The sequence below is a fragment of the Rossellomorea sp. YZS02 genome, assembly GCF_033963925.1.
GTDB lineage: Bacteria > Bacillota > Bacilli > Bacillales > Bacillaceae_B > Rossellomorea.
The window spans coordinates 45,849-59,034 of sequence record NZ_JAXBLY010000015.1 but is presented as its reverse complement, the minus strand read 5'-3'; the positions used below and the strand labels follow the sequence as shown (position 1 = coordinate 59,034).

Below are 13,186 nucleotides of genomic sequence, written 5' to 3'. Positions count from 1 at the left end.
TGGTATAGAGCTAACTTACTTTAGAATATTCTTCCAGTTATAAACGATAAGCTTTTCCCGAATCTCCACAATCTGGAGACCACATTTCACAGGACATTTTATCTAGATGAAAAATAAAACAAGGACCAACCTCCCAGGGTCAGTCCTTTGTTTTCATTAATAAACAGATGTATTTTCTTTTGATGTGTTTTCCAGAATTTCTTTTACTCGTTGTAAAAATCTTCCACATACCAATCCGTCTAGAACGCGATGATCAAGTGACATACAGAGATTCACCATATCACGAACGGCAATCATTCCGTTGTTCATGACAACAGGACGTTTCACGATCGATTCCACCTGAAGGATCGCTGCTTGCGGGTAATTGATGATTCCCATCGATTGTACCGAACCAAATGACCCAGTATTATTAACCGTAAACGTTCCTCCCTGCATATCTTGAGAAGTCAATTTACCACTGCGTACTTTTCCGGCAAGCTCTGTGATTTCTCTTGCGATTCCTTTGATCGTTTTTTCATCTGCATTCTTGATCACAGGAACATACAAAGCATCGTCTGTCGCTACAGCAATGGAGAGGTTGATGTCTTTCTTCTGTACAATCTTGTCCCCAGCCCACATAGAGTTGATTTGTGGATACTCCTTAAGAGCCTGGGCCACAGCTTTCACGAAGAAAGCGAAGAATGTCAGATTAAAACCTTCACGCTGCTTGAATTCTGTCTTGAGTGAATTTCTGTAGTCAACCAGGTTGGTTACATCCACTTCCATCATCGTCCAAGCATGTGGCGCTTCATGTTTACTGCGGACCATGTTGGAGGCAATCGCTTTGCGGATACCTGAAACCGGGATTTCAATATCGCCAGGTACAACAGGAATATTCGCGGAAGGTGCTGCCTGCTTAGCTGGTTGTGCCGGAGCCGTTTCCTTCACAGGCGCCTGTTGTGGAGCCGAAGCTTCAGCCTTAGGTGCCGGAGCATCTCCTGCCTTCGGAATAGAACCTGATTCAATGATTTTCTTTAGATCCTTACGAGTGATCCGGCCGCCGTTTCCAGTGCCCTCCACTTGATCTAAATCAATATCATGCTCTTGAGACAATTTTAATACTGCAGGAGAATATCTGGCTTTATTTCCGCTATCTTTCGCAGGAGCTTTTGATTTAGGTGCAGCCGGTGCTTCTGCTGTCTTTTTAGGCTCTTCTTTCGGAGCTTCTTCAGCTGGAGCTGAAGCTCCACCCTCAATCTCGATTGAACAAATGATTTCCCCTACTTCAAGAGTATCTCCCTCTTCGGCAATCAATTCTTTGATAGTACCTGTAAAGGAAGATGGAACTTCTGCATTCACTTTATCCGTTTGCACTTCTGCAATCGGGTCATATTTATTAACGGTATCACCAGGTGACACCAACCATTTACTAATTGTACCTTCTGTAACACTTTCCCCTAGCTGAGGCATTTTCATATTTTCAATACCCAATGAGGAACCCTCCTTACTCTCGCGTTTAATTGGTGTTGATTGTGATTAAAATTCTGCAAGTTCACGCATTGCTTTTTCTACTTTGTCCGGGTTAATCATAAAGTATTTTTCCATTGTCGGTGCATACGGCATAGCAGGTACATCTGGACCGGCAAGACGTTTAACCGGAGCATCAAGCTCAAATAAACAATTTTCGGCAATGATTGCAGAAACCTCACCCATGATGCTTCCTTCTTTATTGTCTTCAGTCACAAGAAGGACTTTGCCTGTTTTAGAGGCTGCTTCAATGATTGCTTCTTTATCTAAAGGATAGATGGTACGAAGATCCAGGATATGCGCTTCGATTCCGTCCTGGGCAAGTTTTTCTGCTGCTTGAAGAGCAAAGTGAACACACAGACCATATGTGATGACCGTGATGTCTTCTCCTTCACGCTTCACATCTGCTTTTCCGATTGGAAGAGTGTAATCATCCTCAGGCACTTCTCCTTTAATTAGACGGTAAGCACGTTTGTGTTCAAAGAATAATACCGGATCTTCATCGCGGATCGCAGCTTTCAGCAAGCCCTTTACATCATAAGGAGTAGAAGGCATCACTATTTTCAATCCTGGCTGATTGGCAAACACAGCCTCAACGGATTGTGAATGGTAAAGCGCTCCATGTACTCCGCCACCATAAGGAGCACGGATGACCATCGGACAGCTCCAATCGTTATTTGAACGATAACGAATACGTGCTGCTTCAGATATGATCTGATTAACTGCAGGCATAATGAAATCAGCAAATTGCATTTCAGCAATCGGCCTCATACCATACATGGCAGCCCCGATTCCAACTCCTGCGATCGCAGACTCCGCAAGTGGTGTATCAATGACACGGTCTTCCCCAAATTGATCATACAATCCGTGGGTTGCTTTGAACACCCCACCTTTTTTACCTACGTCTTCTCCAAGAACGAATACTTTCTCATCACGTTCCATTTCTTCTCTTATTGCCATCGTTACGGCATCAATATATGAAATTACTGGCATGATTGAATTCCCCCTTACTTCTCTTCTGCGTATACATACTTCATCGCTGATTCAGCTTCAGCATATGGAGCATTTTCTGCATAATCCGTTGCTTCGTTCACAAGTTTCATAATGCGGTCATTGATTTCTTTTTCAATCTCATCATTCATGACGCCTGTTTCTTTTAAGTAAGCACCAAAGGTGATGATTGGATCATTTGTTTTCGCTTTGGCCACTTCGTCAGGAGAACGGTAGCTGCGATCATCATCATCAGAGGAGTGAGGAGTTAAACGATAAGAAACTGTTTCAACAAGCGTTGGACCTTCACCACGACGACCGCGGTCAGCGGCTTCCTTTACAGCTTTATATACTTCGATCGGATCATTTCCATCTACTGTGATACCAGGCATGCCGTATCCAATGGCGCGGTCTGATACTTTTTCACATGCCAATTGTTTTTCAATCGGAACTGAGATCGCATATTTATTATTTTCACACATGAAAATAACAGGAAGTTTATGTACACCTGCAAAGTTTGCACCTTCGTGGAAATCTCCCTGGTTGGAAGATCCTTCACCGAATGTCACAAACGTCACAACGTCTTTCTTCTCCATCTTTCCTGCAAGGGCGATACCCACTGCATGGGGAACTTGAGTCGTTACAGGAGAGGAACCCGTTACGATATTATTTTTCTTTTGACCGAAGTGACCTGGCATTTGACGTCCGCCAGAGTTTGGATCTTCTGCCTTGGCAAAACCGGATAGCATTAATTCCTGCGCAGTCATACCGAATGTCAGAACGACACCCATATCGCGATAGTATGGAAGAACGTAATCCTTCTCACGATCTAAGGCGAATGCAGCACCTACTTGAGCCGCTTCCTGACCTTGACAGGAAATAACAAAAGGAATTTTACCCGAACGGTTCAATAACCACATACGCTCATCGATTTTCCTGGCAAGGAGCATGGTTTCATACATTTCTAATACTTTCTCATTGGAAAGTCCTAATTCTTCATGACGATTTTCTGCCATTTTATTTACCTCCTACACAATCTAATGGTTGTAATAAGGTAGAGAAACTCTCTACCTTATTACTATTTTTCTTTTCATGAAGAGGGCTAATAAGCCTTCTCCGTTCTTTTAAGAGTGAATCGCCTTTCCATCCACAGCAAGTGCTGCTTCTCCAATCGCTTCAGATAAGGATGGATGAGGATGGATGGTATGGGCAATCTCCCATGGTGTTGCGTCTAATACTTTCGCCAGACCAGCTTCGGAAATCATATCCGTTACGTGAGGTCCGATCATATGAACACCCAGGATATCATCACTGTCCTTGTCGGCAATGATCTTCACAAAACCATCCGATTCCCCGTAAACAAGTGCTTTACCGATGGCTCTGAAGCTGAATTTACCGACTTTTAAGTTGTATCCCTTTTCTTTCGCTTCCTGTTCTGTGATACCGACACTTGCGATTTCAGGATTGCTGTAAATGCATTTAGAGATAAGTGAATAGTCAATCGGATCCGGCTTTTCATTAGCCATATGTTCAACTGCCGTGATTCCTTCATGAGAAGCGACATGGGCTAATTGAAGTCCACCGATCACATCACCGATCGCATAGATGTGGGATTCCTTCGTTTGGAAGAACTCATTTACTTCAATGAAGCCTTTTTCGACTTTTATATCTGTATTCTCAAGTCCTATCCCTTCCACGTTTGCTTGACGGCCAACGGATACCAGGATTTTATCAGCGGTAAATGATTTCTCGTCACCTTTATGCTCTGCTTTAATCGTGACCATTCCATCCCCTGTTTCTAAGGACTCAGGAAGCACCTTGGCGCTTGTCACGATTTTGACGCCTTTTTTCTTCATCAGGCGCTGCATTTCTTTTGAGATTTCATGATCTTCCGTCGGTACGATTTTATCCGCGTATTCAACTACGGTTACTTCAACATCGAAGTCCGAAAGCATAGAAGCCCATTCGATGCCGATGACACCTCCACCGACGATGATGATCGACTTCGGAAGCGCATCAAGTGAAAGCGCTTCATCAGAAGATAAAACATAGTCACCATCTATCTCAAGTCCAGGCAGTGAACGCGGTCTTGATCCTGTTGCCACAATGACATTCTTCGGAATAAGCATTGCGTTTTCTTCACCGTTGTTCATTTCCACGGAAATCGTCCCAGGCATCGGAGAGAAGATGGATGGTCCCAAAATACGTCCAAGACCTTCAAAGACATCGATCTTACCTTGTTTCATCAAGTGTTGAACGCCTTTGTGAAGCTGTTCGACGATTCCATCTTTTCTTGATTGCACTTTGGTGAAATCAAGTTCAACCCCATTGATTTTCACACCAAAGTTTTCACTGTGTTTCGCTGTTGCATATACTTCAGCACTGCGAAGGAGAGCTTTACTAGGGATACATCCTTTATGCAGGCATGTACCACCGAGCTTTCCCTTTTCAACGATTGCTGTTTTTAATCCAAGTTGAGAAGCACGGATGGCGGCTACATAACCACCCGTCCCTCCTCCTAGAATGACTAAATCATATTCTTCTGCCAATCTTGAGTCCTCCTTGCTCTTATACTCTTGCTTCCTTTTTCACATTTCCAGGGTATACTTTATAGTCTTCTTCCTTCCGCAATACCCGGAGTGCCCCTTCAGCAAGAGCCTGAAGTTCATTTTCTCCCGGATGGATGACGACATCCGCTATCCAGTTGATCCGATCGCTGATCGCTTTGACGAATTCTTTGCCATATGCAAGTCCTCCCGTTAATACGATCGCATCTACTTTGCCATTTAAGACGGCGCTTGCCGAACCGATTTCTTTCGCGATCTGGTAGGCCATCGCATCATATACGGCTTTGGCCTTTTCATCGCCATTTTCAATCATTTTCTCTACTTTTACTGCATCATTGGTACCAAGATACCCGACCAGGCCGCCTTGACCAACAAGTTTTTTCATGATTTCATCCCGATAATAGTCCCCGGAGAAGCATAAATCAACCAAATCACCAGCAGGTACGGTCCCTGCCCTTTCTGGACTGAACGGTCCGTCACCGTGCAATCCATTATTCACATCTACGACTTTTCCATTCCGGTGAGCCCCGACGGTGATTCCTCCACCCATGTGAGTGATGATCAGATTCAAATCTTCATATTTTTTTCCGATTTCTTTCGCGACTCTACGCGCAACCGCTTTCTGATTCAACGCGTGGAAAATACTCTTTCTTTCGATCAGGGAGAACCCTGATACCCGGGCAAGAGATTGAAGTTCGTCTACGACAACGGGATCTACGATGTACGATGGAATATTTAATCCGGAAGCAATTTCAAATGCCAGAATCCCTCCCAGATTCGAAGCATGCTGACCAGAGTACCCTTCTTTCAGGTCCTTCAACATGTCATCATTGACAAGGTAAGTGCCGCCTTCTATCGGTCTTAGAAGTCCCCCGCGGCCACATACGGCACTCAGTTTAGAAACATTGATCCCTTCTTCATCCAATGTCTGAAGAATGGTGTTCTTTCTGAATTCATATTGATCGATGATGGTTGGGAATTCATTTATCTTTTCTGAATCATGACGGATCGTTTTTTCAAATATTGAGCGATCGTCATCGAAGACACCAATTTTGGTAGATGTCGATCCAGGATTAATAACGAGTATTCGATGTTTGTTTTCTTGCACTGTTGTTACCTCCATTTGGGCAGCTATATTGTATTGTTTGCATGAAAGATTTTTCCCCTATGATAGATAACCCCTTAGTCTGTTACATGTTCGCATTAACAGGGAAGAAACGCTTTACTTTCTGAAAGTAAAGCGTTTTTCTCTTCTCATTATCCACGTCTGCTAAGGATGTGGTGTCCATTTTGCAGGAATTGACTTCTTGAACGGCGCATTTTTTCAATTCGTTCTTCTGCCATGCGGTCAGCAGCTACGTAAGTTGGGACGTTATCACGTTTCGCGATTTCGATTACGCGCTCAACGTTGTTGTATACCTGCTCGACTTTCTTCATGGCTCTTTCACTGTTGTAGCCGTATAATTCATCCGCTACGTTGATGACTCCACCAGCGTTGATTACATAATCAGGTGCATAAACGATACCCATTTCATGGATCGCGTCACCATGACGCGTTTCTTTCAGCTGGTTATTCGCAGCTCCTGCAATGACTTTTGCTTTAAGCTGAGGGATTGTTTCATCGTTAATGATCGCACCAAGCGCACATGGGGCAAAGATATCACAATCAACACCATAGATATCGTTGATGTCAACTGCTTTAGCACCAAACTCTTCAACAGCACGTTGAACAGCTTCTTTGTTGATATCTGTAACGATCAGGTTCGCTCCTTCTTCGTGAAGGTGGCGGCACATATTGTATGCTACATTCCCGACCCCTTGAACGGCAATTGTTTTCCCTTCAAGGGAATCTGTTCCGAATGCTTCTTTCGCTGCTGCTTTAATTCCACGATAAACTCCGTACGCAGTAACAGGAGATGGGTTACCAGAAGAACCAAAGGCTGGTGAAATACCTGTTACATAATCCGTTTCTTCATGGATCAAATCCATATCGGCAACTGTGGTACCCACATCTTCTGCAGTAATGTAACGGCCGTTTAAGCCTTGGATATATCGACCAAATGCACGGAACATTTCTTCGTTCTTATCTTTACGTGGGTCACCGATGATAACCGTCTTTCCCCCACCTAAGTTAAGGCCAGCGGCAGCATTCTTGTACGTCATCCCTTTCGCAAGGCGAAGTGCATCTTCAATCGCCGCTTCTTCAGATTCGTATGTCCACATACGAGTTCCTCCAAGTGCAGGTCCAAGTGTTGTATCATGAATGGCGATGATTGCTTTCAATCCTGATGCTTCATCTTGACAGAATACCAATTGCTCATAATCATATTGTTCCATATAGCTGAAAATTTTCATTATTATTTCCCCCTGTAGTCTGGTAGTATTTGTTGTTTTACATCATTTATTTAGAAGCAGAGCATATAGCGAGTGCCAATGAATATAATTTACTTTCAGCACTGTCCGCTCTGGATGTTAATACGATTGGTGCTTTTGCCCCGGCTATGACAGCCCCTACTTTGGCTTGGGCAAAATAGATCAGTGATTTGTATAAAGCATTCCCTGTTTCAATATTGGGCACCAACAGGATATCCGCCTGCCCTGCAACGGAGCTTTCGATCCCTTTATGTTCTGCTGCATGGTGAGAAACGGCATTATCGAGGGCCAACGGACCATCAACGATACAATGACGAATTTGTCCCCTATGGTTCATCATAGTAAGAGAGGCAGCATCGACTGTAGCCTGCATTGCAGGATTCACTACTTCCACAGCAGCAATCGGCGCTACTTTCGGCATGTCCACACCGATTGAACGCGCAACAGATACTGCATTTTCTATGATTTGTGCTTTTTGCTGAAGGTCAGGAGCAAGGTTCATCGCTGCATCTGTAATAAATGTAAGTCTCTCGAATCCAGATACCTCAAATGCTGCAACATGTGAAAGTACATTCCCTGTACGAAGTCCCCACTCTTTATTTAGGACTGCTTTCAAGATGACTGCTGTAGGGACATTCCCTTTCATTAAAACCCCTGCTTCGTTTTCCTTAACAGCCTTCACTGCAAGTTCCGCTGCTTTCTGCGGAGAAAAAGCATGTTTGATCTTAATATTGCTATGGGATATAAGATGCGGAGCAACCTCTTCTAAAAGGGAGAGGATTTCTTCTTTATCCCCGAACAATAAAAAGTCTGCCATCTTCTTTTCAACCGCCATGGTGACAGCACCCAGGACTTCTTTATCTTCTGCAGCGGCAACGGCTACAGTGGAGTTTTCAATTCGGGTTGCTTTTTCCACTAAAGATTGTAGATTCATGTATGTCGTTTCAACCCCTTTTTTCTGTTTTTTTGTTCCCATAAAACTACATGCAAGAAGCGTGCCAACTTCAAAACATTGAAAACGCTTTAAAAAATCGAATAAAAATGCGCAAATTATTTCATACCCTGCAAATTATTTCATGCTATTTATTTCAATGTTATATTTTTCAATTTTATAATATAAATTCCTCACCGACACATTTAATACTTTGGCCGTAGCCGTTTTGTTACCATTATTCTGCTCTAAAACCTTTTGAATTATATTCTTTTCAAAAACCTCAACTTGGATGGCAAGATCTTCAACGGAGTCAGGCGAAGGTAATTCCGCTGTATTGACCACGGTTTTGACTGAAGATTCTAATTGAGGTAAATGCTTCCCATCGATATTCACTTCATTGTATTTCATGAAGATGATGGCTCTCCCCAGGACATTCTCCAGTTCCCTCACGTTTCCCGGCCAATGATAATTCATCAATTTGTACATTGCGCTTTCTGTTATCCCCTCTACATTTCTCCCATAATCCTGATTGATCTTAGTTATCAACGCTTCAGCAATGAGGGGTATATCGGATTTGCGCTGCCTCAAAGGCGGTATCTGTATCGGCATCCGATTCAGTCGGTAATAGAGATCTTCCCTGAATGACCCGTCAGCAATTCCCTTTTCAAGGTTTACATTCGTGGCAGCGATGACACGGACGTTGATTTGAATTGACTTCGTCCCACCTACTCTCACAATTTCATTTTCCTGGAGGACCCTTAATAATTTCGCTTGTGTATTTGCACTCAGTTCTCCTATTTCATCAAGAAAAATACTGCCGTTATTCGCTTCTTCAAATAGACCGCGTTTACCTCCACGCTTCGCTCCGGAGAACGCACCCTCTTCATACCCGAATAACTCACTTTCCAACAGGTTCTCTGATAAAGCTGCACAGTTCACCCTGAGGAATTTATTGAATTTACGGTCACTGGCATTATGTATCGCATGGGCAAACAATTCCTTCCCGGTTCCCGATTCCCCGCGAAGGAGAACGGTAGCTGGCGTCTTGGCCCCTAGCTTAGCCTGCTCAATGGCAATCATCATTTCCTCAGAATCACCGATAATATCCTCAAACATATACTTTGCTTCAAGCGTTCGGATAATTCTTCTGGCACGGTCCAGTTCCTGGGTTAGTGACTGGATTTCTGACATGTCATGAATGACCCCGACACTTCCCTTAAGCTTATTGTTCACAATGATGGGTGCAACGTTGACGATGACTTCCTTTCGTTTCGGTCCTACCCGCATTTTTGTTCCACGGATCGCTCTCCGCGTTTGCAGCACCTTCAAATGAATACTTTCTCCTTCAGAAATGTCTGCCGTCGCAGGCTTCCCTATCACTTCCTCCTGGGAAAGGCCCGTTATCCTTGTATAAGCGGGATTAATCAGGATCCCTTTCCCATCTTCATCTACGACAGAAATTGCATCGTCACTAGAATGGATAATGGCTTCAAGCATCGTCTGAATTTCTTTGAGGTTGGTTATTTCTTCAGCCAAATTCACTACTTCCGTGATATCTTTGAAAACCGAAAAGGCCCCTATTATTTCATCATGGTCGGTGATCATCGGTATTCGGTTTGAGATAATCTTCAACCCATTCCCCAGAATGACCTCCTGATTGATTTCCGTCCGCTTTGTCTGAATCGTTTTGGTCAATTTACTTTCCGGGATCACTTCTGAAATATGAAGACCCATTACATCTTCCTGATTCTTCCCAATCATCCGCTCAGCACTTTTATTGAATAACATAACAATGCCTTGTTCATCGATCCCGACCATTCCATCATCAGTCGAATTAAAAATAAGATCCCTTTTAAATGATTCACTCGTCAATTGGTGGATAAGGTCTTCTTTTTCTTCAAGGAGCTTCGAAATAAGGAATGCCACACTTCCAGGTATGATGACCGTGTTTTTACCACGCTTATCCCTTATCTGTTCGAACACTTCCTGCTCACCGGTCACTTCTATGACGATGTCGACAGAATCATTGAGGAAAGGCCGCCAATCCGTACCGACTTGGATCCCCAGTTCTTTTGAGAGCTCGATCCCCGGAGCTTTTTCATTTATGTCTACAACCGCAATCACTTTCATGACTGAGACTTCATGGAGGATCTGTAAAATAGCTGTACCGCCCTTACCCCCACCAACAATTAGAACCTCTTGCAACTTTCTTCACCCCGACACCTGCAATATTTTTCACACTCATAATGTTACACTACTTTTTGAAACTTGACAATTTTCTGCGTGGATGTAGAATTTTAGTATGGAAACGAAAAGGAGTTATGCATCTCATGGTCCGTCTAATTGCCTTGATTATTATGTTGATCCCCGGCGCATTTGCAGCTCTTGGGATTAAGTTAATGAGAGATATGCTATTCGGGATCCTGCAGCCCCCGATCCCTTTTTTATGGCTGCAGTTCATTATCGGGTTACTATTCTTTATTTGTGGTTTAGCATTCATTGCCGGATTCGTCCTGCATCGTGATCGAAAACGCAATAAAGTTCAGTCACGATTCAACAAGAAAGGCTAGCGCAGAGCGCTAGCCTTTCTTGTTGGTTTCTCTCAATTTCCTTGCTTTTTCCGGGTAGTCCGTTACAAATGCAGTGCATCCTAAATTCAATAACCTCTCCATCTGCTCAACCTTATTCACCGTGTAAGGCCTGACGCAAATCCCATTGTTCATCGCCTCTATTATAATGTCGTCCCTGACGGCTTTCAGATTGGGATGTATCCCCTTCGCCCTTAATGACTGGGCATAAATCCAGGGCATGAATAAGCCCGACGAATAGAGGGGTGCAATTTCGACGGCAGGCTCTAACCGGTAGCATGCTACAATCGAATAATGATTAAAAGATGATATAATGATCCGTTCCTCAAATCCAAATTCCCTGATTAAGGCAATCACTTTTTCTTCTAGGCCTTGATAGTCGATGATACTATTCTTCAGCTCAATATTACAAAGAAGTTCATTCCCCTTCAGCCACTGAAAGACCTCCTTTAATGAAGGCACACGATTCTTCTTGAATAATTTACTTTTAAATGTAAAGTTCGCTTGTAATTTTTGAATTTCTTTCAACGAATAATCTTTAACGAAGCCCTTTCCATTTGTCGTCCTATTAACGGTTTCATCATGTATCACAACCATTTCTCCGTCTTTCGTCAGCTGAACATCCAATTCAATCCCATCAGCCTTCACTCTTTCAGCTTCATAAAAAGCTTCCATTGTGTTTTCCGGATGAGTACCTGCGGATCCACGATGAGCAAAAATCAGCGTCATGAGTTCACTTCCTTCTTTTTCTTTATGTACGCTTTATATCTGACTTCATTATATACTTATTATACCCCTTCTCAAAGGATGAACCTTATAATCCAGAATAATAAAAAATCCTGAGAAACTCAGGATTTTTTAAGGGTGGCTTTATATTAGAACCAGCGGCAACCACATCTGCGGCGGTTGTCCATTTCCCCGGCTACATCATTATCTCTGCAACGGCGCACTGCTCTGCAGAAATCTTCTCCTCTGATATAAGCTCTAACAGGAACTCTGAAGTCGTTGTCGGAAGCACCTGCAACATCATTGTTTCTGCAGCGGTCAGAAGCTCCTCCAACATTGTTATTATTACGGTAGTTTCCCATCGTCTCACCTCCCCCTATATTGTTTTTGCACTACCCTTTATCTTATGCCACCGAGGACAAGCTGTAAGGGCTAACCACCATCTATGAACAAAAGAGGCGATTGCAATAGGGTTTGATGAGGATTCACGCAAGAGGAAGAGGAGAACTTAAGCAAACAAAAACCCCCTGAACCGCATGGCCCAGGGGGATTGTCATAAATGTATGATTCAATTTGGAAGATGTTTGTATTATTTCTTACTCTTTCAAGAAGCCATATGCTCCAATCGAAGCTTGTCAGCCACCATGGCGATGAACTCTGAGTTGGTTGGTTTCGCCTTAGACATGCTGACGGTGTATCCGAACAAGGAAGAAATGGAATCAATATTCCCTCTGCTCCAAGCCACTTCAATGGCATGACGGATTGCCCGCTCCACACGCGAAGCCGTTGTATTGTATTTCTTGGCAATATCTGGATACAAGACCTTTGTGATCGATCCAAGCAATTCGATATCATTGTAAACCATAGAAATCGCTTCTCGCAAATATAAGTAACCTTTAATATGTGCCGGTACGCCGATTTCGTGGATGATGCTTGTAATACTTGCATCCAAGTTTCTTGGTTTTTGCTCTGTATTCATTCTGGATGAGGAAGGTTTTTTGATGATTGGGTTTGATTTTCCGCTAACTTGTCTGATATGACTCACTAGGTTTTCCATATCGAATGGCTTTAGGATAAAATAAGAAGCTCCTAGGTCGACAGCTTTCTTCGTAACATCTTCCTGACCGAAGGCCGTAAGCATGATAACGTTCGGAATGCTCTTCTTTTCACGAAGTCGTTCCAATACAGCCAGCCCGTCCAGATGAGGCATGATAATATCTAAGACCAGAACATCTGGATCGACTTCTTCTAATAAATCCAAACAATCTTGACCATTATGAGCAATACCTACTACTTCCATATCATTTTGTGAAGCGATGTAGTCCTCCAATAATGACGTCAGTTCACGGTTATCATCCACAACACATACTTTAATCGATTTCACTACAGGTTTCCTCCTCAATCCTAATTAATTCATCTCTGTAATTTTATTCTAAATTACTTTTTCGACAATGCAACCTAAATTCCTTTTATTTTTGAAAAAAACTTGAAAAATATTATAT

The 13,186-nt window shown here is 43.1% G+C and carries 12 protein-coding genes; 1 reads left to right on the top strand and 11 read right to left on the bottom strand.

Annotation, left to right across the window (positions count from 1 at the left end; genetic code table 11):
* Positions 1 to 156 precede the first annotated feature (156 nt).
* From SLH55_RS15300 to SLH55_RS15265, 8 genes are all read right to left on the bottom strand, one after another.
* Positions 157 to 1,470: a dihydrolipoamide acetyltransferase family protein gene (locus SLH55_RS15300; protein WP_320323883.1), complete on the bottom strand. Its 1,314-nt coding sequence runs from the start codon at positions 1,468 to 1,470 to the stop codon at positions 157 to 159.
* A 45-nt stretch (positions 1,471 to 1,515) separates the two neighbouring features.
* Positions 1,516 to 2,499, bottom strand: a complete 984-nt coding sequence (locus SLH55_RS15295; RefSeq protein WP_098353637.1) for an alpha-ketoacid dehydrogenase subunit beta — start codon at positions 2,497 to 2,499, stop codon at positions 1,516 to 1,518.
* A 14-nt stretch (positions 2,500 to 2,513) separates the two neighbouring features.
* Positions 2,514 to 3,512, bottom strand: a complete 999-nt coding sequence (locus tag SLH55_RS15290) for a thiamine pyrophosphate-dependent dehydrogenase E1 component subunit alpha (protein WP_219168464.1) — start codon at positions 3,510 to 3,512, stop codon at positions 2,514 to 2,516.
* Positions 3,513 to 3,620: 108 nt separating this feature from the next.
* Positions 3,621 to 5,045, bottom strand: coding sequence for a dihydrolipoyl dehydrogenase (gene lpdA / locus SLH55_RS15285; protein ID WP_320323882.1), 1,425 nt, complete (start codon positions 5,043 to 5,045; stop codon positions 3,621 to 3,623).
* A 19-nt stretch (positions 5,046 to 5,064) separates the two neighbouring features.
* The gene (buk, locus tag SLH55_RS15280) at positions 5,065 to 6,171 is read right to left on the bottom strand and encodes a butyrate kinase (protein ID WP_219168466.1); all 1,107 of its coding nucleotides are present in this window, start codon (positions 6,169 to 6,171) and stop codon (positions 5,065 to 5,067) included.
* 149 nt (positions 6,172 to 6,320) lie between these two features.
* Complete coding sequence (gene bcd / locus SLH55_RS15275; protein ID WP_219168467.1) at positions 6,321 to 7,418, bottom strand: branched-chain amino acid dehydrogenase; 1,098 nt, start codon at positions 7,416 to 7,418, stop codon at positions 6,321 to 6,323.
* Between the two features lie 46 nt (positions 7,419 to 7,464).
* Positions 7,465 to 8,370 carry a phosphate butyryltransferase gene (yqiS, locus tag SLH55_RS15270; protein ID WP_320323881.1) on the bottom strand — a complete coding sequence of 302 codons (906 nt, stop codon included), beginning with the start codon at positions 8,368 to 8,370 and terminating at the stop codon, positions 7,465 to 7,467.
* Between the two features lie 135 nt (positions 8,371 to 8,505).
* A complete protein-coding gene (locus tag SLH55_RS15265; protein ID WP_320323880.1) occupies positions 8,506 to 10,575 on the bottom strand; it encodes a sigma 54-interacting transcriptional regulator in 2,070 nt (689 codons plus the stop codon).
* Between the two features lie 125 nt (positions 10,576 to 10,700).
* Between SLH55_RS15265 and SLH55_RS15260 the strand changes: the two genes are divergently transcribed.
* Entirely contained in the window at positions 10,701 to 10,940 is a 240-nt protein-coding gene (locus SLH55_RS15260) for a DUF2627 domain-containing protein (RefSeq protein WP_219168470.1), read from the top strand.
* A 9-nt stretch (positions 10,941 to 10,949) separates the two neighbouring features.
* Here the strand turns inward: SLH55_RS15260 and SLH55_RS15255 are convergent, their stop codons facing one another.
* From SLH55_RS15255 to spo0A, 3 genes are all read right to left on the bottom strand, one after another.
* The gene (locus SLH55_RS15255; RefSeq protein WP_320323879.1) at positions 10,950 to 11,687 is read right to left on the bottom strand and encodes a glycerophosphodiester phosphodiesterase; all 738 of its coding nucleotides are present in this window, start codon (positions 11,685 to 11,687) and stop codon (positions 10,950 to 10,952) included.
* A gap of 146 nt (positions 11,688 to 11,833) precedes the next feature.
* The gene (locus tag SLH55_RS15250; RefSeq protein ID WP_219168472.1) at positions 11,834 to 12,046 is read right to left on the bottom strand and encodes a hypothetical protein; all 213 of its coding nucleotides are present in this window, start codon (positions 12,044 to 12,046) and stop codon (positions 11,834 to 11,836) included.
* Between the two features lie 242 nt (positions 12,047 to 12,288).
* Positions 12,289 to 13,068 (bottom strand): sporulation transcription factor Spo0A, encoded by a 780-nt coding sequence (spo0A, locus tag SLH55_RS15245; RefSeq protein ID WP_206849709.1) that lies wholly within the window; start codon positions 13,066 to 13,068, stop codon positions 12,289 to 12,291.
* Positions 13,069 to 13,186 lie beyond the last annotated feature (118 nt).